Source organism: Vibrio sp. SCSIO 43086 (assembly GCF_051132235.1).
GTDB lineage: Bacteria > Pseudomonadota > Gammaproteobacteria > Enterobacterales > Vibrionaceae > Vibrio > Vibrio diabolicus.
Map to the genome: position 1 here is coordinate 641,343 of NZ_CP072677.1, position 20,400 is coordinate 661,742.

Consider the following 20,400-nt stretch of genomic DNA (forward strand, 5'->3'; position numbering starts at 1 on the left):
TAAAAAGGGAAGTGGTTATTTTTTGTTCTAAAGTCAGTGGTTTTATTGTATTTAGCTTGAGGCGAACGAGAACAATGACCAAGAATGAGAAGAGAGGCCTGCTTCGCCCTAGGGTGTGTTAAAAAACTATGGTAACATTCTGCGGTTTTAATTTAGGTAGCAAACACAGATGTTGGATCAAGTAAAAATTGTACTCGTAGGTACCTCTCATTCAGGCAATATTGGCTCAGCAGCTCGAGCTATGAAAGTGATGGGTTTAAGCCAACTAGTATTAGTCGATCCACAATGTGAAGTGGATGAACAAACTCTTGCTTTGGCTGCGGGTGCTGGTGATATTGCTCAAAATGCAAAGATTGTCGGCACATTAGAGGAAGCGGTTGAAGATTGCAGCCTTGTGGTGGGCTCCAGTGCTCGCTCTCGTACATTAGAATGGCCAATGCTTGAGCCACGTGAATGTGGTGAGAAATTTGCGGTTGAGGGTAGAAAACACCCTGTCGCGCTCGTGTTTGGTCGTGAAAGAACTGGTCTAACAAACGAAGAGCTGCAAAGGTGTCACTACCATGTTTGCATTCCTGCTAACCCTGAATATAGCTCGCTTAACCTAGCGATGGCCGTACAAACTCTGAGTTACGAAGTACGAGTTGCGCATTTGAACTTAGAGCAAAGCCAGTTTGCCCCAAATGAGCCGGAAGAGTACCCACGTCATAGAGAGCTCGAAATGTTCTTCGAGCATCTTGAAAAGGTGATGGTTGAGACCCAGTTTATCAATAAAGAGCAACCAGGGCAGGTGATGAATAAATTGCGTCGCTTGTTCTCTCGTGCTCGGCCAGAAACCCAGGAGCTCAATATTCTACGCGGCATTTTAACCTCGATAGAAAAGAAGTTCTGAATAAAGAATAACCACTTTAGGTGTAAGGATGAATACCTGAGTAAAATGGTCAAATAAATACTTGACCAAATTACTCAGGTATGGAAAAATCTTAACCATTACAAACCATGTGGATACGGTGTGGTATGAAACTTACATCTAAAGGAAGATATGCGGTGACAGCCATGCTGGATGTGGCACTGCATTCGCAACAAAACCCTGTGCCTCTTGCTGACATCTCAGAGCGTCAGGGGATCTCGCTCTCTTACTTAGAGCAGCTATTTTCAAAATTGCGTAAAGCAGGTCTCGTTGCCAGCGTTCGTGGTCCTGGTGGTGGTTACCGACTTGGTGCCGACGCACACAGTATCGCTATTGGTACCGTGATTGCAGCCGTTGATGAGTCAGTCGATGCAACCAAATGCCAGGGCAAAGGAGATTGCCAAGGTGGAACACGTTGCCTTACTCACACGCTATGGCGCGACTTAAGCTCTCGCATTAGTGACTTCTTGAATAACATCACTCTTGGTGAGTTGATGACAGACAATGAAGTCCTCGAAATTTCTGATCGTCAGGACATTGATCTGGCGGTAACCCATGGGCTATCAAACAAAAATACAACCGCCGCGCCCATCGGTGTAAACGTCCGCTCTTAGCGGTCAGCTTTTTACATTGGAGTAGAGAATGAAACTGCCGATTTATCTTGATTATTCCGCTACATGTCCAGTTGATCCACGTGTTGCTGAAAAAATGGTTCAGTACATGACAATGGATGGCACATTTGGCAACCCAGCTTCGCGTTCGCACCGTTACGGCTGGCAGGCAGAAGAAGCGGTCGATACTGCTCGTGAGCAAATTGCTGACCTTCTAAATGCAGATCCTCGCGAAATCGTATTTACATCTGGTGCGACAGAATCAGACAACCTTGCTATTAAAGGTGCAGCGCACTTTTACTCGAAGAAAGGCAAGCACGTAATCACTTGTAAAACAGAGCACAAAGCCGTTCTTGACCCATGTCGTCAACTTGAGCGTGAAGGCTTTGAAGTGACTTACCTTGAGCCAGAATCAAATGGCTTGATCGATCTAGAGAAGCTTAAAGCGGCAATGCGTGATGACACAGTGCTTGTGTCTATTATGCACGTAAACAACGAGATTGGTGTGGTTCAAGACATTACTGCGATCGGCGAATTGTGTCGTGAGCGTAAAATTGTTTTCCACGTGGATGCAGCGCAATCTGCAGGTAAATTACCAATCGACGTTCAAGAGATGAAAGTTGATCTAATTTCGCTTTCTGCTCACAAAGTTTATGGCCCTAAAGGCATCGGTGCACTTTACGTTCGTCGTAAGCCTCGTATTCGTCTTGAAGCGCAAATGCACGGTGGCGGCCATGAGCGTGGTTTCCGCTCTGGTACACTTCCTACCCACCAAATCGTTGGTATGGGTGAAGCATTCCGCATCGCAAAAGAAGACATGCAAAAAGATTACGATCACGCTTTAGCGCTTCGTAACCGTCTTTTTGATGGCGTGAAAGACTTAGAAGCAGTGACGGTAAACGGTGACCTTGAGCAACGTGTACCACACAACCTAAACATCAGCTTCGCATTCGTAGAAGGTGAATCACTACTAATGTCGCTTAAAGATCTAGCGGTATCTTCTGGTAGTGCTTGTACGTCTGCAAGCCTTGAGCCTTCTTACGTTCTTCGTGCCCTAGGCATGGATGATGAATTGGCTCACAGCTCGGTTCGTTTCTCGTTTGGTCGTTTCACGACTGAAGAAGAAATTGATTACGCAATTGAACAAATCCGCGTTGCAGTGACTAAGCTACGCGACATGTCTCCTCTATGGGATATGTACAAAGAAGGGATTGATTTGAGCACTGTTGAATGGGCTCACCATTAATCTCAGGGATTGAAATAGAGGATTCGAGGTAATTTATCATGGCATACAGCGAAAAAGTAATTGATCACTACGAGAACCCACGTAACGTTGGTTCATTCGATAAAGAAGACCCATCAGTAGGTAGCGGCATGGTTGGCGCTCCAGCTTGTGGTGACGTAATGAAGCTTCAAATCAAAGTGACACCTGAAGGTATCATCGAAGATGCGAAGTTCAAAACATACGGTTGTGGTAGTGCAATCGCATCAAGCTCACTAGTAACTGAGTGGGTAAAAGGCAAGTCAGTTGATGAAGCAGCAGCAATTAAAAACTCTGAAATTGCTGAAGAGCTAGAGCTTCCACCAGTGAAAGTTCACTGTTCAATTCTTGCTGAAGATGCAATCAAAGCAGCGGTTGCAGACTACAAGAAAAAACACCAAGAATAATTATTCCGTAATATAATGGGAGCTTTGACGCTCCCATTCCAATCGAAATTTAGACAGACTAAGGTGCAGTATGGCCATCACAATGACAGAATCAGCGGCAAGTCGCGTAAGAGCATTCCTAGATAACCGAGGCAAAGGTATCGGTTTACGTCTTGGAGTGAAGACGACTGGTTGTTCAGGCATGGCATATGTACTTGAGTTTGTTGATGAGCTTAACGAAGAAGATGAAGTTTTTGAACTCTCTGGAGTGAAAATTATCATCGACAAAAAAAGCTTAGTGTACCTAGACGGTACCGAATTGGATTACGTGAAAGAAGGGTTGAATGAAGGTTTTGAATTCAACAACCCTAACGCGAAAAGTGAATGTGGTTGTGGTGAAAGCTTCAACGTCTAATTGATTGTCCTTCTGGGCAAGCGAGTCCGGAAGGCTTTACTAGGACCCGAACTTAATGAATCACTTTGAATTATTTGGGCTACCAAGTCAGTTTAAGCTGGATGGTAGCCTTCTTTCTTCTCAGTTCCGAGAACTACAAAAACGCTTCCACCCGGATAACTTTGCAACGGGATCTGAACGTGACCGTTTGATGGCGGTGCAAAAGGCAGCGCAAATCAACGATGCCTATCAAGTTCTGAAAAATCCTATCTCCCGTGCCGAGTACATCCTCGCAGAGCAGGGAGTTGAGATCCGAGGTGAACAGCAGACAATGCAAGATCCAATGTTCTTAATGGAGCAAATGGAGCTGCGCGAAGAACTGGAAGAAATTGCTGACAGCCCCGATCCTGAATCGGCGCTTTTTGACTTCGATTCTAAGGTCAGCAAAATGTACAAACAGCATCTGGCAAGCGTCGAGCAAGAGCTTGATGATGGTCTTTGGGCTGAAGCCGCAGACCGAGTTCGTAAGCTAAAATTCATTGCCAAACTAAAGAACGAAATTGAACTAGTCGAAGACAAACTCCTCGGCTAGTTAGCGTGACAAGGACCTATCATGGCACTACTTCAAATCGCAGAACCGGGCCAAAGCTCGGCACCTCATGAGCATAAGTTAGCAGCGGGTATCGACTTAGGTACTACCAACTCTTTGGTTGCTTCTGTACGTAGCGGCGATGCAACTCCACTTGCGGACGAGCAGGGCCGTACTATTTTACCTTCAGTCGTTAATTACACTGAGGAAACGTTAACGGTTGGCCACGAAGCCAAAGCCAAAGCAGAGCTTGAACCAGAGAACACGATTATCTCTGTAAAACGTTTGATCGGTCGTTCATTAAAGGACATCCAGTCCCGTTACTCTTCACTTCCTTATCGTTTTCGAGAGAGTGAAAATGGTCTTCCGATCCTGCAAACGCCTCAAGGTGACAAAAACCCGATTGAAGTATCTGCGGACATTCTAAAAGCGCTAGGTAAGCGAGCAGAAGAAACGTTAGGTGGTGAGTTAGCGGGTGTTGTGATCACTGTTCCTGCTTACTTTGATGATGCTCAGCGTGCAGGTACGAAAGACGCCGCGAAATTAGCTGGTCTTCATGTTCTCCGTCTGCTTAACGAACCAACCGCCGCGGCAATTGCTTATGGCCTAGACTCAGGCCAAGAAGGTGTGATTGCGGTTTACGATCTAGGTGGCGGTACTTTTGATATCTCTATCCTACGTTTATCGAAAGGCGTATTTGAAGTATTAGCAACAGGTGGCGATTCTGCCTTAGGCGGTGATGACTTTGACCATCTGTTAGCGGATTACCTAATGGAGCAAGCGGGTCTCGAAGCCCCACTTTCTGCTGAAAAAAACCGTACGCTACTGAACATTGCTACTGCGACTAAGATTGCTTTCTCTGAGCAAGACAGCGTTGATGTTGACGTGTTTGGCTGGAAGGGCACCGTTACTCGTGAGCAGTTCGAAGATCTGATTCGCCCATTAGTGAAGAAAACACTAATGTCTTGTCGTCGTGCATTAAAAGATGCTGATGTTAACGCAGACGAAGTACTCGAAGTTGTCATGGTTGGTGGTTCAACACGCACATTGCTGGTTCGTGAAATGGTAGGCGAGTTTTTTGGCCGCACACCGCTAACAAGCATTAATCCTGATGAAGTTGTCGCAATCGGCGCGGGTATCCAAGCCGACATTCTAGCGGGTAACAAGCCTGATTCAGAAATGTTACTTCTTGACGTGATCCCACTGTCGCTTGGTATTGAAACCATGGGTGGTTTGGTTGAGAAGATCATCCCTCGCAATACCACGATTCCTGTTGCGCGTGCGCAAGAATTTACCACATTCAAAGATGGCCAAACGGCCATGAGTGTTCATGTGGTACAAGGTGAGCGTGAAATGGTTGATGATTGTCGTTCACTGGCTCGTTTCTCATTGAAAGGCATTCCACCGATGGCGGCGGGTGCGGCACATATTCGTGTGACTTACCAAGTTGACGCTGACGGCCTTCTTTCTGTTACGGCAATGGAAAAGAGCACCGGTGTTCAGTCAGAGATTCAAGTAAAACCTTCTTACGGGTTAAGCGATAATGAAGTGGCGGATATGCTGCGTGATTCAATGACTCACGCTAAAGAAGACATGCAAGCTCGTGCGCTAGCTGAGCAGCGTGTTGAGGCCGACCGTGTAATAGAAGGTTTGATTGCAGCGATACAAGCTGATGGTGACGAACTACTATCAGAACAAGAGAAACAAGACCTGATAAAAGCCATCGAAGCCTTGATTGAGCTGCGTAATGGTGATGATGCAGATGCGATTGAGCAAGGCATTAAAGATACCGATAAAGCGAGCCAAGATTTCGCATCGCGCCGTATGGATAAATCGATTCGAGCTGCGCTGTCAGGTCAATCAGTAGACGATATATAAGAGATAAGTAGTTATGCCTAAGATTATTGTATTACCACACGACGATTTGTGCCCAGAAGGCGCAGTGTTGGAAGCAAACACTGGTGAAACCGTTCTGGACGTAGCGCTAAAAAATGGTATCGGTATTGAACATGCGTGTGAAAAATCATGTGCTTGTACTACCTGCCACGTGATCATCCGTGAAGGTTTTGATTCGCTAGAAGAAAGTGAAGAGCTGGAAGACGACATGCTGGATAAAGCGTGGGGTCTAGAGCCTGAATCACGTCTAGGGTGTCAGGCGAAAATTGCTGATGAAGACTTAGTGGTAGAAATTCCTAAGTACACGCTAAACCACGCTTCAGAAGATCACTAAAACTATCTTCCCAATATAGGGGAGAAGCAAAAGGAAGATGAGCAATGAAATGGACAGATTCTCGCGATATCGCGATTGAACTTTGTGACAAGTTTCCAGATGTTGATCCGCAAACGGTGCGTTTTACCGATCTTCATCAATGGATCATGGAGTTAGATGAGTTTGAAGATGACCCAAACCATTGTAACGAAAAGATTCTGGAAGCCGTTATCATGTGCTGGATGGATGAAGCAGACTAAGTCTGTAAAACACAGCCTAGTTAACAATTCTTACTAAAAAAAGCGGACCTTTAGGTCCGTTTTTTTATCCAATTGACATTTTTGCCCTACATAATGCTAACATCCGTGAGTTATTAAAAAGAAGCAGCGTAGGCAACGCTGCTATAAGACAAGGAGAAACCATGTCTACACAGATGTCTGTATTTTTAAGTCAAGAGTCGGCAGCACCACATTGGGGTGAAAAAGCACTGCTTTCATTCGCTGAAAACGGCGCAACCATTCATTTAGGTGAAGGTCACGATCTTGGTGCAATTCAACGTGCAGCTCGTCAGCTAGATGGCCAAGGAATTCGTTCTATTTTTCTTTCCGGTGATAACTGGGATTTAGAGAGCGTTTGGGCTTTCCACCAAGGTTACCGTAACCCAAAAAAACATGGCTCAGTTGAGTGGTCTGCATTGTCTGAAGAAGATCAAGCAGAGCTTCAAGCGCGTATTACTGCGACTGATTTTACCCGCGATATCATCAATAAAACCGCAGAAGAAGTTGCCCCTCGTCAGCTAGCGACAATGGCCGCTGAATTCATCAAATCTGTTGCGCCTAAAGGCACAGTGACAGCTCGTATCGTCAAAGACAAAGACTTGTTGGCAGAAGGTTGGGAAGGCATTTACGCCGTAGGCCGTGGTTCGGAGCGTACTTCTGCGATGCTCCAGCTAGACTACAACCCGACAGGTGACGAGAACGCACCAATATTCGCGTGTCTTGTCGGTAAAGGTATCACCTTTGATTCGGGTGGTTACAGCTTGAAGCCTTCTAACTTCATGAGCGCAATGAAAGCAGACATGGGTGGCTCAGGCACCATCACCGGTGGTCTTGCACTGGCGATTCTTCGTGGTTTGAACAAGCGTGTAAAACTGATCCTTTGTTGTGCAGAGAACATGGTTTCTGGTCGCGCACTCAAGCTTGGCGACATCATCACCTACAAAAACGGTAAAACCGTTGAAATCATGAACACCGATGCAGAAGGTCGTTTAGTGCTTGCTGATGGCCTTATCTACGCTAGTGAGCAAAAACCTGAGTTAATCATTGATTGTGCAACACTAACAGGTGCGGCGAAGAATGCGTTGGGTAATGATTACCACGCACTAATGAGTTTCGATGACGAGTTATCGCATCAAGCGCTCACTGCGGCAAACCAAGAAAAAGAAGGTTTATGGCCGCTACCACTTGCTGACTTCCACCGTGGAATGCTGCCGTCAAACTTTGCTGACCTATCGAATATCAGTTCTGGCGACTACTCTCCGGGTGCAAGCACAGCAGCAGCATTCTTGTCTTACTTCGTAGAAGACTACAAAAAAGGCTGGTTGCACTTCGACTGTGCGGGTACATACCGTAAAGCTGCGTCTGACAAATGGGCTGCGGGAGCTACGGGTATGGGCGTTCGTACACTTGCTCGTTTCCTCAATGAGCAAGCTGGTAAATAAGATTGATTGCGGCACTCTCTTGCTTGAGTGCTGCTCTTACCCAGTAAGTCACTTTAAAAACACAACTATTATTACAAGTACAGAAAGGAAACTTTATGGCTCTAGAAAGAACATTTTCAATCATTAAGCCGGATGCGGTAGAGCGAAACCTAATTGGTGAAATCTATAACCGTATTGAAAAGGCTGGCCTACGTATTGTCGCTGCTAAAATGGTTCACCTGACTGAAGATCAGGCAAGCGGTTTTTATGCAGAGCATGAAGGCAAAGAGTTTTTCCCTCCACTAAAAGAGTTTATGACATCTGGTCCTATTATGGTTCAGGTACTGGAAGGTGAAAATGCGATTGCACGTTACCGTGAACTGATGGGGAAAACTAACCCAGAGGAAGCGGCATGCGGTACGCTTCGTGCTGATTACGCACTTAGCATGCGTCACAATTCAGTTCATGGTTCCGATAGCCCTGAATCTGCAGCACGTGAAATTGAGTTTTTCTTCCCGGAGTCAGAGGTTTTCTCTCGCTAATTAGGCGTGATACTTCACTTGTTAGTGATGCTCTGATACAGAAAAGCCTCGGAACTTTCCGAGGCTTTTTCATTTCATATACCTAAGTGAGTGGCAATGTTGACTGCATAAGTGATCTCTTACACGCTAACTAGTCTGACTATATAATGGGCTTTAAAGCCCAGTAACGTGAGTTATTTTTAGTCTTTTCCCTTTACGATTTCTACGCTTTTACTTTTGGTAGTGTAATAGCCACTTATAGCGCAAGAGGTGCTTAAAATTTAATCATTTTGATTTTAATGCCTTAGCAAACTCAGGGTTTTACACCCCTTGTTGTAGCTGCATAAAGGCTGTACAATTCGCGCCCTTATTCTTGTTTCAGTCATTGAGAGGCAACATGACCACTGAAAAAATCAATCTACTCGACTTTGATCGCAAAGGCATGCGTCAGTTTTTCGCAGAAGAACTCGGCGAGAAAGCGTTTCGTGCCGATCAGGTTATGAAGTGGATCTACCATTTCGGTGTAGATGACTTCGAAAAAATGACAAACATTAACAAGAAGCTGCGCGAAAAGCTTTTACACAAGTGCGAAATCAAGGCACCAACAGTCGCAGAAGCTCAGCACTCTTCTGATGGTACGATCAAGTGGGCGATGAACGTTGGTGATCAGGATGTAGAGACGGTTTACATTCCAGAAGATGATCGTGCAACGCTTTGTGTGTCTTCTCAAGTAGGTTGTGCGTTGGAATGTAAGTTCTGCTCAACAGCACAGCAGGGCTTTAACCGTAACTTGAAAGTTTCAGAGATCATCGGTCAGGTGTGGCGCGCTGCACGTGAAATTGGTCTTGAGAAAGAAACAGGTCGCCGCCCAATTACTAACGTCGTGATGATGGGGATGGGTGAACCTCTTCTAAACATGAAGAACTTGATCCCGGCATTAGAACTAATGCTGGACGATCTTGGCTTTGGTTTGTCAAAACGTCGTGTGACTGTATCTACATCAGGTGTGGTTTCTGGCCTTGATCAGATGACAGGCAAAATCGACGTCGCGTTGGCAATTTCCCTTCATGCGCCAAACGACAAGCTGCGTAGTGAAATCATGCCAATTAACGATCGTTGGGATATTCAAGATTTCCTAGCATCAGTTCGTCGTTACATCGCTTCATCGAATGCAAACCGCGGTAAGGTAACGGTTGAGTACGTACTTCTTGATCATGTGAATGATGACATGGACCATGCTCGTGAACTGGCTGAGCTGATGAAAGACACACCATGTAAGATTAACTTGATTCCGTTTAACCCGTATCCAGGTTCACCTTACAAGAAACCAAGTAACTCACGTATCGATCGCTTCCAAAAAACATTGATGCAATATGAGCATACAGTAACGGTTCGTAAGACTCGTGGCGATGACATTGATGCAGCGTGTGGTCAGTTAGTCGGTGATGTGATTGACCGAACTAAACGTACTGCAATGTTAAAAGCGTCGCGCGGTGCTGATACCATTGAAGTAAAAGCCGTATAAACGACCGGAATTCAAAAATAGCCAGAGCCATTTGCTCTGGCTATTTTGTTTAGCGATAAGGGCATTTCTGCCAAGATTTATGACGACAACTCTCCAACTCGAGGTTATTTGGGTATAATTTCGAATTCCTTTGTCAAAGTTTGGACAAAAGCTTGAGCTATCTGTTAGTTTGAGTGTAAAGAGTTTTTGTCTTCGTTACACATTCGCTTATCATGATATGTGACATTAACGATGACACCGATAATTCTCAGCATTTTCTCACATACGCTTTGCTGATTTTTGCAAAACGGGTATTCACACTCAAATCGCTGAGAGTTTCTTAAAATTATTATTTTGGTTAACGCGTTTAGGCTAGCTATCTTTTAAAGAGGCTTAAGAACAATAACGAAAATACATAACCACGTTAGCCACTAAAACAGATTAAATACCACCATTATGACAGAACACGAAAATACGAATGAAGTGCCACTTTCTATTGAAGCTGGCACATTACTGAAAAACAAACGCGAATCTCTTGGGATGAGTCAAAAGCAAGTTGCTGATCGCCTGAGGCTTCGCGTTTCTGTTATTGAAGATATTGAAAATAACCGATTTGAGTCTCAACAAGTTGCGACATTTACGCGTGGTTACTTGCGTTCTTACGCGAAGTTCGTGGGCCTTGATGAGAAGATGGTTTTGACTGCGTTAGAGCAGACAGCAGATGTACAGCCGCAAGAGCAAGAAATTGAAATGCAGAGCTTCTCTCGCAAAACAAAAGATGAGAAGCACAATAGCCGTATCATGCTCCTGACTTGGGTTATCGGGTTGGTCATTATTGGTATTTCTGCCGCTTGGTGGTGGCAAAACCAGCAAGAGAATAGCCTAACGAAGGAAGTTACGGATTCAAGTGTTGAAGCGCCGAAGCCCACAGCGCAAGAGTTAGCTGATATCGATTTAATGACGGCTGAGGAGTTAATCGCAAGTACTCCTGAAGACGTTGTTTCAACAAGTAATGATGTTGTTGAAACGAGTGAAGTACCAGTCGAGCAGGGTAGCGATCCTCTGCTTGCTGAAACTGAAAATACAACAAGCGTAGATTCTGAAGAACCTGTTGCCGTGATTGAAACTGCGGAAGAGGAACAGCCTGCGCCAGTCGTACCTGAAGGCATGACACTTCTTACTATGAAGTTTAAAGCGGACTGTTGGATTCAAGTAAAAGACACCAATGGTAAAACGCTGGTAAGTGGTACTCATAAACCAGGACAAGATGTAGAACTTACCGGAAAAGCGCCGTTTAAAGTGATATTAGGTGCACCGGAAGGGGTTACAATGACATTTGCAAGTGAACCTGTCGACCTTTCTGGGTATACTTCAGGCAAAGTAGCTAGATTCACTCTACCGTTATAAAAAATTATGCAACACGAATCTCCAATTATTCGTCGTAAATCGACGCGTATTTATGTGGGTGATGTGCCAATTGGTGATGGTGCGCCAATTGCCGTACAGTCAATGACTAACACTCGCACGACTGACGTAGAAGCGACAGTCGCTCAAATCCGAGCACTAGAAAAAGTCGGTGCAGATATCGTTCGAGTTTCTGTACCTACCATGGACGCAGCAGAAGCTTTCAAACTGATTAAACAGCAAGTTTCTGTACCATTAGTGGCTGATATTCATTTCGACTATCGTATCGCGCTGAAAGTGGCGGAGTACGGTGTTGACTGTTTACGTATCAACCCAGGTAACATTGGCAATGAAGAGCGCATTCGCGCTGTTGTTGACTGTGCTCGCGATAAAAACATCCCAATCCGTATTGGTGTCAACGGTGGATCTTTGGAAAAAGATTTACAGATGAAATACGGTGAACCAACGCCAGAAGCTTTGGTTGAATCGGCGATGCGTCACGTAGATCATCTCGATCGTCTTAACTTTGACCAATTTAAAGTTAGCGTGAAAGCTTCAGACGTCTTCCTTGCAGTGGATTCATATCGTCTACTAGCAAAGAAAATCGATCAGCCTCTTCATTTAGGTATTACAGAAGCGGGCGGTGCTCGCGCTGGCGCTGTTAAGTCATCTGTTGGCTTAGGTATGCTGTTATCTGAAGGGATCGGCGATACGCTGCGTATCTCTTTGGCTGCCGATCCAGTTGAAGAAATCAAAGTCGGTTTCGACATTCTTAAATCTCTGCGCATTCGCTCTCGAGGCATCAACTTTATTGCTTGCCCAAGTTGCTCGCGCCAAGAGTTTGATGTGATTGGCACAGTGAACGCACTTGAGCAGCGTTTAGAAGACATCATCACGCCAATGGATGTGTCTATTATAGGTTGTGTGGTAAACGGCCCTGGTGAAGCAGAAGTTTCTCACTTAGGTCTAGCAGGTAGTAACAAGAAGAGCGCATTCTACGAAGATGGTAAACGCCAGAAAGAGCGCTTTGATAACGATGACCTTGTGAATCAGCTAGAAGCTAAGATCCGTGCGAAAGCCGCCATGATGAATGGCGAAAACCGCATCGAAGTTAAAGTACAAGATTAATCTCAACGAGAATTACGGTAAGTATTGTGGCAAAAACAATTCAAGCAATTCGAGGCATGAACGATTGCCTCCCAACTCAGTCGCCACTGTGGCAAAAACTAGAAAACACAGTGAAAAATGTAATTAGCGCATACGGTTATAACGAAGTGCGCATGCCAATCGTTGAAGAAACAAACCTATTCAGCCGCGCTGTTGGTGAAGAGACAGACGTCGTTTCAAAAGAAATGTACACCTTTGATGACCGTAACGGCGACAGCCTAACACTTCGCCCTGAAGGTACGGCGGGTTGTGTACGTTCATGTATTCAAAACAGCCTGATCAACCGTGACGAACAGCGTCTGTGGTACATGGGGCCTATGTTCCGTCATGAGCGTCCGCAGAAAGGTCGTTACCGTCAATTCCACCAGTGTGGTGTCGAAGTGTTTGGCCTTAATGGTCCTGATGTTGATGCAGAGCTTATCATGATGACGGCGCGTCTATGGCGTGAGCTAGGTATCAATGAACATGTTCGTCTTGAGCTGAACTCTATCGGTTCTCAAGAAGACCGCGCAGACTACCGTACTGCACTGGTTGCGTTCCTTGAGCAACATATTGATGTGCTAGACGAAGATTGTAAGCGTCGCATGCACACGAACCCACTGCGTGTTCTGGATACGAAGAACCCTGACGTTCAAGCTATTTTAGGTGATGCACCTCGCCTTTCAGATTACTTAGGTGAAGAATCTAAAGCACACTTCGCAGGTCTATGTGAACTTTTAGACGCCGCAGGTATCGAATACACAGTTAACGAACGTCTAGTTCGTGGTCTGGATTACTACAACCGCACGGTATTTGAATGGATCACTGAGAGCCTAGGTGCTCAAGGCACCGTTTGTGGCGGTGGTCGTTACGATGGTCTTGTAGAGCAATTAGGTGGTAAACCAACACCAGCAGTTGGCTTTGCAATGGGTCTAGAGCGTCTTGTTCTGATGCTAGAAACACTAGAACTAACAGACGTTCGTCGCAGTGTGGATGTTTACGTAGTAACAGCAGGCGAAGGCACCATGATGGCAGGAATGAAGCTAGCAGAGCAGCTTCGTGAGTCCATCCCTGGCGTTCGTGTGATGAATCACTTCGGTGGCGGTAACTTCAAGAAACAGTTTAAACGTGCAGACAAAGTTGGTGCTGTTATAGCATTAGTTCTGGGTGAAAACGAAGTTGCGGATAATACCGTAGTACTGAAAGACTTGGCCGGTGGTGAGCAAGAGACTTACAACCAAGCAGAAGTTGCAGAAAAGATCGCAGCACTGATTTAAGTCTTTTAGTAATCTAACAAAATTACATCCTAGTTCGTAAGCTAAGGCTCCCAAATGTGGAGCCTTTAAACGAAATAGGAACAATGGCAGCTAAGCTGCCATTTACATGTTTTAAGAGGACAGGAAGTGGAACTTTACGATACTGAAGAACAACAAGTTGAAGCCATTAAAGACTGGTGGAAGGAAAACGGCAAAGCCGTCATCATCGGTGCGGTTGTTGGCTTAGGTGGTCTATTTGGCTGGCGTTACTACCAGGATTCTGTGATTCAGGCGAGTGAAGCAGCTTCTCAAAGCTACACGACAGCAATGAATGCTTTGCAAGATAAAGGTACTGATGCTCAAGCTGACGTGAAAGCTTTCATTGAGTCAAATGAAGTAAAAGAATATTCAGTATTGGCTGCGCTACAACTTGCTAAAGCACAAGTTGAAGCTCAAGATCTTTCTGCTGCATTGGAGCAATTGAAGTGGGCGCAAAGCAACACTCAAGATGCTGCGCTATTACCATTGATTAGTTACCGTATTGCACGCATTGAAACGGAAATGGGTAACTTTGACGCTGCAACGGCTGAGCTAAGTAACGTCACTGATGCAGCATGGACAGGGCGTATTGCTGAACTTCGTGGCGATATTGCGATTCGCCAAGGTGACAAAGATGCCGCATACGCTGCGTATACTGAAGCTCAGCAAGCGGCAGACGCAAGCCCGACGCTACAAATGAAATTGGACGATCTGGCGAAATAAGGACCGCATTGGATGAAAAGAGTCTTTAACAAAGCCTTGTTAGGGGTGTTAACAATGGGAGTGCTTGCCGGTTGTGCTGGTGAGAAAGATACCATTGTAATGGCGCCACTACCTCAGGTAGACAGTGAATTTACAACCAGTAGTGAGTGGAGCACATCGGTTGGCGATGGTGTTGGTCATTACTTTTCAAAGCTATCCCCTGTATTTGCGAATGATACATTGTTCGTGGCAAGTCGCGATGGCTTAGTAAAAGCGCTGGATCCTGAAAACGGTAAACAACGTTGGCAAACGGACCTAGAAGAAGATGTCATTGCTCGTCTCTCTGGTGGTATCACAGCAGCATACGGAAACCTTTATATTGGCTCTGAGAATGGTGAAGTCATCTCTCTTGACCAAGAAACAGGTGAAGTTGTTTGGCGTGTGAAAGTTGGTGGTGAGGTACTGGCGAAGCCAGTTGCAGATTCAGGCCTTATTATCATCAATACGAGCCGAGGCATGTTGATTGCCCTTAATGAGAGTACAGGTGAGCAACGCTGGGCATTGAGTACAGAAGTGCCGAACCTAACTTTACGTGGCGACAGTACTCCGACTGCAATTGGCGGCGGTGTATTTTGGGGAACGGCAAATGGCCGACTTGCAGCTGCTATCGTTGAGCGTGGTCAGCTGATTTGGCAACAGCCTGTTGGTACGCCAAAAGGCGCGACAGAAATTGATCGTTTGGTTGACGTTGATTCATCGCCAATTGTGCTAGGCGGTACTCTTTTCACCATTGGATACAATGGCCAACTTATAGCCATTGACTTGCGTTCAGCGAACCCGATTTGGAAGCGTAATTACTCATCTGCAACAGATATTTCTACAGATGGTAGCCGCATCTTTGTGATAACGGAAAAAGATCATGTTGTTGCCGTTGATTCACGAAGTGGGACTGAGTTGTGGGAAAACAGCTTGCTTGAGCACCGACAACTTACAGCGCCAGTTATTGTCGGCAATTATCTCGTTGTCGGTGACACGCTTGGTTACCTTCACTGGATGGATCGTTCAACAGGCGAATTTGTTGCGCAGCAGTTTATCGATGATAGCGGCTTGGCCGTTGGCCCGACGTTATTGTCGGATGGTTATGTGATTACAACTCGCAACGGCGATGTAAAGAAACTAACCATTAACGAATAATATCGTGATATAATTCACATTCGGCTCCTGGCTGGTGACAGCTAGGAGCCGTTTTGTTGTTTGAATTTATTAACCCTGACGTGGTTATAGGTAAAAAGCTGGTTTGATTTGGCATCGAGCAAGTCGTTACCTATAACTACAGAAGAAAGATTATTGTAGAGGTTGTTATGGTACCTGTTGTAGCTCTAGTAGGGCGTCCGAACGTAGGTAAATCTACACTATTTAACCGATTGACTCGCACTCGTGACGCGTTGGTTGCGGACTTTCCAGGCCTAACGCGAGACCGTAAGTATGGCCAGGCGAGACTTGGTGAAGAGCACGAATTCATTGTGATTGATACCGGCGGTATTGATGGCACAGAAGAAGGCGTGGAAACAAAGATGGCAGAACAGTCATTAGCCGCGATTGATGAGGCTGATGTTGTATTGTTCCTTGTTGACGGTCGTGCTGGTCTGACACCTTCAGATGCAGCAATTGCTGCGCATCTGCGTAAAATTGAAAAGCCAGCGATGCTGGTGGTAAACAAAATAGATGGTATTGATGCCGATGCAGCGTGTGCTGATTTTTGGCAGCTCGGCGTGGATGATATGTATCAGATTGCGGCCGCTCATGGCCGTGGTGTGACCGCTTTGCTTGAGCGTGCTTTATCTCCATTCTTTGATGATCTATTAACAAGTGAATCTGAAGACGGTGAGATTGAAGACCTGACTGGATTCGAAGACGAAGAGCCTCTTGTTGAAGATTACACTGAAGAAGACGCAGAAGCTGAATTCAAGCGCCTTCAAGAGCAGCCGATTAAGTTGGCGATCATCGGTCGTCCTAACGTAGGTAAATCGACACTGACTAACCGTATTCTGGGTGAAGAACGTGTGGTTGTATACGATATGCCTGGTACGACGCGTGATTCTATCTACATCCCGATGGAGCGTGACGGACGCGAATACGTACTAATTGATACCGCAGGTGTTCGTCGTCGTGGTCGTATCAATGAAACGGTTGAAAAGTTCTCTGTTGTTAAGACGCTGAAAGCGGTAGAAGATGCAAACGTCGTTCTACTGGTGATTGATGCTCGTGAAAATATTTCAGATCAAGACCTAAGCTTGCTTGGCTTTGCACTGAATGCTGGACGTTCAATTGTTATCGCCGTTAACAAGTGGGATGGCCTAGACAGTGACGTGAAAGAAAGCGTGAAGAAAGAACTGGACCGCCGTTTAGGATTCGTCGACTTCGCGCGTATCCACTTTATCTCTGCGCTGCACGGTACTGGCGTTGGTCACTTGTTTGAATCTATCCAAGAAGCATATAACTCGGCGACAACGCGTGTGGGTACGTCAGTACTGACGCGTATCATGAAGATGGCAGTGGATGATCACCAGCCGCCAATGGTTCGTGGTCGTCGTATCAAACTCAAATACGCACACGCAGGTGGTTACAACCCACCGATCGTTGTTATCCACGGTAACATGGTTCGTGAATTGCCAGATTCGTATAAACGTTATCTGATGAACTACTTCCGTAAGTCTCTGGAAATTATGGGAACACCGATTCGCATTAACTTCCACAACAGTGATAACCCATACGAGAATCGTACGAATAAGCTTACGCTATCACAAGAGCGTAAACGTAAGCGTATGATGTCGATGGTGAAAAACCGCAATAAATAATGAAATTCGAATACCCAAGTTTCTACTTGGGTATTTTTTTATCAAAAGTAATCGTAAAAATGACTATCACAGCAACAAAGACTCGTTTTTGTCATCAAATATGGCAATTAGAAGCACAAATACAGCTCGTTCAATCTACGGAAGAAGTGACTTACGTTATTACAGATGTCACGCCGTTCCATCCCGTTAGTCACATATGGCCGGATCACCCTGCAGACAAAGGAACGTTGAAGGTGAATGGGGCTGAGCATGACGTGGTAGATTGCCAAGTTGGAGCAGTGGAGCAGGAAAGTGGTGCTCTGTATGTGGGTAGTGACATTCCTGTAAAGCGTGATGCTGAAGGTTGGGTGTTTGTCGTCGTGCATGTTTTATCACGTACGGAATCACTTGCAATTAATGACTTGGTGACATTAGCGGTAGATAAAGACTATCAAAATGCTTTGAGCCGAGGCCACACTGCAGGACACTTAGCGTATTTGGCGTTGAATAAAGTACTAGCGGAAGACTATTGGCGAAAAGACGCAGACCGCAAAGACCCACATGGTTATTATGATTTTAATAGCTATGCGCAAGTTACGAGTTATGTCACTCCAGACAAGTGCCTCGATACGTACCGTTTAGGCAAAACACTCCGTAAAAGAGGATTAAACAGTGCAGATATGCTGAATGACCTCCAGGCGATTGCAGAAAAAGTGAATGGCCAACTGGTTGAATGGCTTCAAAGAGATACGATGATCACCATGGAATGCCACGGCGACAGATTAACGGATTCTCGCTATTGGAAGTGCGATTTAGGGGAAGGTCAATTAGCGGTAATCCCTTGTGGTGGAACGCATGCGAGCCATTTAAATGAGTTTGCTTTTATCCAAGTTAAACTCGTTGAGCTCGACGCTCAAACTATCGAAATGCACACCAATGTAAATGCTGCTTTCTGAATAAGATCTTTTTATTAAATTCTGATTTTGTGTTTAATTAAATTAACTTAAGGATTTTTATTCTGCATTAAATCGGAATACAGAATATGTAACTTATGCTTTCGGTGTGTGGTTATATAAATATTCTTTTAAGGGGTGATCGCTGATCAAGGAGTAAATATCAGACGATCAGTATAAGATCCTACGTATCAAGTATGGTTAGCGCCTCGTGAAACTTGTTGGGGCGGTGATGAAGATCAACATACTTGTTCGTTATTTTGAGTAGCATGCGTTACTCGAAATTGCTTAGTTTAGAGAGAGGAACGGGATATGCAGCAGAACATTTGCCCGACTTGCAATGTCGAACTGGAATGGACAGGACAATATCATTGCGCACAGTGTGAATCGGATTTTAAAAAAGTAGGTTTTTGCCCTGATTGTGAGGCGGAGCTGGAGAAGCTGCAAGCATGCGGTGCTGCGAGTTACTTTTGTAATGTGTGTAATGAACTCAAATCAAAATCACGTGTCCGATTTGAGTTCCAGAAAATCAGTTAACCAGAGTTTATATTCAGTTAACGGTAGAGCGAACGTCGCCTTCGGCTAATCGAGTAATCAATACATCTCCCGACTTAACATCTGAAGATTGAGTAATCACTTTACCTTGCTCAGTTTGAGTAATTGAGTAACCTCGTTTCAATGTCGCTAGCGGGCTGACAGTGTCTAACTTCTCTGCAGCAATCGCGAGTTGATGGCGTATAGTCAGTAATTTGCGATCCATTGCATCCATCAGCTTTTGCTCAACACGTTCTAGCTTCGACTTCTGCTCACCGAGGCGTGTTACAGGAGAATTTAATTGCAGCCGATAATGTTGACGCTCGATTCGCTGTTGGTGCAAGGCAATAAAACGACCCATCGCTCGCTGTAAGCGCATGTCCAACTCATCTAACTGTTGCGTCTGACGTTGCAAGCGATAGCTTGGGTGCTGTCTCTCTAGACGGTGCATTAATTGCGCAGATTGCTGCTTTTGTTGTGCTAGGTAGTAACGCATCGCGCTCGCTAACTTATGCTGGCGGGTAACTAAAGCTTGATCTTTGTGGCTGTTATCACGACTTACTAGCTCAGCGGCTGCTGATGGAGTAGGCGCGCGTACGTCGGCGACAAAATCAGCTATTGTCACGTCGACTTCATGTCCAACGGCGCTAATAATAGGAATTTGGCTTGCTGCAATCGTGCGAGCTAATATCTCGTTGTTAAAGCACCATAAGTCTTCTAATGAACCACCACCTCGGCCCACAATTAGCACATCACATTCATCACGGCTGTTAGCGCGACCAATGGCTTGTGCGATTTGAATGGCTGCATCTTCACCTTGTACCACTGTCGGATAAATCACAACGGGTAGGGAAGGATCACGACGTTTCAATACGTCTAAGATATCGTAAAGCGCGGCACCAGTTTTCGATGTGATGACGCCAACACGTTTTGGGTGTTCAGGCAAAGGTTGCTTATTGGTTTGAGCGAACAACCCTTCTGCGGCAAGCTTCATTTTCAGCTCTTCAAACTCTTGCTGAAGACGGCCGTCACCTTCCGGTTGCATGCTTTCGATGATCAATTGGTAGTCACCGCGAGGCTCATAAAGAGAAAGACGAGCTTTTACTAGGACTTGATTACCGTTAGCGGGCTTGAAAGTAACGCGGCGATTGTTACCACGAAACATGGCACATTTAACTTGAGCGCGAGAGTCTTTAAGAGTGAGGTACCAGTGACCAGAGACTGGAGCTGAAAAGTTGGATATCTCTCCGACGAGCCAAACGATCCCCATTTCGTTTTCAAGGAGTAAACGAACTTCTGCGTTGAGACGAGAAACAGTAAAGATGTTTTGATTGGTCTTGGAGAGCACAGCTAATCTCTTAGACGTGAGTATGGAAATTAGCGGCAATATAATACATAGCAAGGGGGTAATTGCAAGAAAAAAAATTAAAAAATTTGTGGTCAAGCGA

Annotated in this window: 21 protein-coding genes; 20 read left to right on the forward strand and 1 reads right to left on the reverse strand. The window is 45.3% G+C overall.

The genetic code is table 11. The features are described 5' to 3' along the window. Nucleotides 1-169: 169 nt before the first annotated feature. The 20 genes from trmJ to J8Z23_RS03060 all read left to right on the forward strand — a co-directional run bounded on the left by trmJ (nucleotide 170) and on the right by J8Z23_RS03060 (nucleotide 18,955). On the forward strand, nucleotides 170-889 hold the full coding sequence (gene trmJ / locus J8Z23_RS02965; protein ID WP_006741887.1) for a tRNA (cytosine(32)/uridine(32)-2'-O)-methyltransferase TrmJ: 720 nt from the start codon (nucleotides 170-172) through the stop codon (nucleotides 887-889). A gap of 125 nt (nucleotides 890-1,014) precedes the next feature. After that, nucleotides 1,015-1,521: a Fe-S cluster assembly transcriptional regulator IscR gene (gene iscR / locus J8Z23_RS02970; protein ID WP_005381720.1), complete on the forward strand. Its 507-nt coding sequence runs from the start codon at nucleotides 1,015-1,017 to the stop codon at nucleotides 1,519-1,521. A gap of 28 nt (nucleotides 1,522-1,549) precedes the next feature. After that, complete coding sequence (locus J8Z23_RS02975) at nucleotides 1,550-2,764, forward strand: IscS subfamily cysteine desulfurase (protein WP_005391556.1); 1,215 nt, start codon at nucleotides 1,550-1,552, stop codon at nucleotides 2,762-2,764. A gap of 38 nt (nucleotides 2,765-2,802) precedes the next feature. After that, nucleotides 2,803-3,186, forward strand: coding sequence for a Fe-S cluster assembly scaffold IscU (gene iscU, locus J8Z23_RS02980; protein WP_005381718.1), 384 nt, complete (start codon nucleotides 2,803-2,805; stop codon nucleotides 3,184-3,186). A 70-nt stretch (nucleotides 3,187-3,256) separates the two neighbouring features. Next, on the forward strand, nucleotides 3,257-3,580 hold the full coding sequence (gene iscA / locus J8Z23_RS02985) for an iron-sulfur cluster assembly protein IscA (RefSeq protein ID WP_005391554.1): 324 nt from the start codon (nucleotides 3,257-3,259) through the stop codon (nucleotides 3,578-3,580). A gap of 55 nt (nucleotides 3,581-3,635) precedes the next feature. Beyond that, nucleotides 3,636-4,151 (forward strand): co-chaperone HscB, encoded by a 516-nt coding sequence (gene hscB / locus J8Z23_RS02990; RefSeq protein WP_434634884.1) that lies wholly within the window; start codon nucleotides 3,636-3,638, stop codon nucleotides 4,149-4,151. Nucleotides 4,152-4,172: 21 nt separating this feature from the next. Next, nucleotides 4,173-6,026, forward strand: a complete 1,854-nt coding sequence (gene hscA, locus J8Z23_RS02995) for a Fe-S protein assembly chaperone HscA (protein WP_434634886.1) — start codon at nucleotides 4,173-4,175, stop codon at nucleotides 6,024-6,026. 13 nt (nucleotides 6,027-6,039) lie between these two features. Next, nucleotides 6,040-6,378 carry an ISC system 2Fe-2S type ferredoxin gene (gene fdx, locus J8Z23_RS03000; RefSeq protein WP_005391548.1) on the forward strand — a complete coding sequence of 113 codons (339 nt, stop codon included), beginning with the start codon at nucleotides 6,040-6,042 and terminating at the stop codon, nucleotides 6,376-6,378. A 44-nt stretch (nucleotides 6,379-6,422) separates the two neighbouring features. After that, nucleotides 6,423-6,617, forward strand: a complete 195-nt coding sequence (gene iscX / locus J8Z23_RS03005; RefSeq protein ID WP_005391546.1) for a Fe-S cluster assembly protein IscX — start codon at nucleotides 6,423-6,425, stop codon at nucleotides 6,615-6,617. A 161-nt stretch (nucleotides 6,618-6,778) separates the two neighbouring features. Next, nucleotides 6,779-8,077 carry an aminopeptidase PepB gene (pepB, locus tag J8Z23_RS03010; protein ID WP_005391544.1) on the forward strand — a complete coding sequence of 433 codons (1,299 nt, stop codon included), beginning with the start codon at nucleotides 6,779-6,781 and terminating at the stop codon, nucleotides 8,075-8,077. 95 nt (nucleotides 8,078-8,172) lie between these two features. Further along, nucleotides 8,173-8,598: a nucleoside-diphosphate kinase gene (ndk, locus tag J8Z23_RS03015; RefSeq protein WP_005391542.1), complete on the forward strand. Its 426-nt coding sequence runs from the start codon at nucleotides 8,173-8,175 to the stop codon at nucleotides 8,596-8,598. Nucleotides 8,599-8,974: 376 nt separating this feature from the next. Continuing rightward, on the forward strand, nucleotides 8,975-10,102 hold the full coding sequence (locus J8Z23_RS03020; RefSeq protein WP_005391540.1) for a bifunctional tRNA (adenosine(37)-C2)-methyltransferase TrmG/ribosomal RNA large subunit methyltransferase RlmN: 1,128 nt from the start codon (nucleotides 8,975-8,977) through the stop codon (nucleotides 10,100-10,102). Between the two features lie 435 nt (nucleotides 10,103-10,537). Then, the gene (gene rodZ, locus J8Z23_RS03025) at nucleotides 10,538-11,488 is read left to right on the forward strand and encodes a cytoskeleton protein RodZ (RefSeq protein WP_074190947.1); all 951 of its coding nucleotides are present in this window, start codon (nucleotides 10,538-10,540) and stop codon (nucleotides 11,486-11,488) included. Nucleotides 11,489-11,494: 6 nt separating this feature from the next. Beyond that, entirely contained in the window at nucleotides 11,495-12,613 is a 1,119-nt protein-coding gene (gene ispG, locus J8Z23_RS03030; RefSeq protein ID WP_005391537.1) for a flavodoxin-dependent (E)-4-hydroxy-3-methylbut-2-enyl-diphosphate synthase, read from the forward strand. 26 nt (nucleotides 12,614-12,639) lie between these two features. Next, nucleotides 12,640-13,908 (forward strand): histidine--tRNA ligase, encoded by a 1,269-nt coding sequence (gene hisS, locus J8Z23_RS03035; RefSeq protein WP_005391530.1) that lies wholly within the window; start codon nucleotides 12,640-12,642, stop codon nucleotides 13,906-13,908. A 126-nt stretch (nucleotides 13,909-14,034) separates the two neighbouring features. Beyond that, complete coding sequence (locus J8Z23_RS03040; RefSeq protein WP_005391529.1) at nucleotides 14,035-14,649, forward strand: YfgM family protein; 615 nt, start codon at nucleotides 14,035-14,037, stop codon at nucleotides 14,647-14,649. Nucleotides 14,650-14,661: 12 nt separating this feature from the next. Further along, on the forward strand, nucleotides 14,662-15,822 hold the full coding sequence (bamB, locus tag J8Z23_RS03045) for an outer membrane protein assembly factor BamB (RefSeq protein WP_006741881.1): 1,161 nt from the start codon (nucleotides 14,662-14,664) through the stop codon (nucleotides 15,820-15,822). A 167-nt stretch (nucleotides 15,823-15,989) separates the two neighbouring features. Further along, a complete protein-coding gene (gene der, locus J8Z23_RS03050) occupies nucleotides 15,990-17,486 on the forward strand; it encodes a ribosome biogenesis GTPase Der (protein ID WP_046874335.1) in 1,497 nt (498 codons plus the stop codon). Nucleotides 17,487-17,545: 59 nt separating this feature from the next. Continuing rightward, nucleotides 17,546-18,421, forward strand: a complete 876-nt coding sequence (locus J8Z23_RS03055; protein WP_046874358.1) for a metal-dependent hydrolase — start codon at nucleotides 17,546-17,548, stop codon at nucleotides 18,419-18,421. 309 nt (nucleotides 18,422-18,730) lie between these two features. Beyond that, the gene (locus tag J8Z23_RS03060; RefSeq protein WP_012842112.1) at nucleotides 18,731-18,955 is read left to right on the forward strand and encodes a zinc ribbon domain-containing protein; all 225 of its coding nucleotides are present in this window, start codon (nucleotides 18,731-18,733) and stop codon (nucleotides 18,953-18,955) included. 13 nt (nucleotides 18,956-18,968) lie between these two features. Here J8Z23_RS03060 and xseA read toward each other — a convergent pair whose 3' ends face one another. Beyond that, nucleotides 18,969-20,300 carry an exodeoxyribonuclease VII large subunit gene (gene xseA, locus J8Z23_RS03065; protein ID WP_256965531.1) on the reverse strand — a complete coding sequence of 444 codons (1,332 nt, stop codon included), beginning with the start codon at nucleotides 20,298-20,300 and terminating at the stop codon, nucleotides 18,969-18,971. Nucleotides 20,301-20,400: the final 100 nt, after the last annotated feature.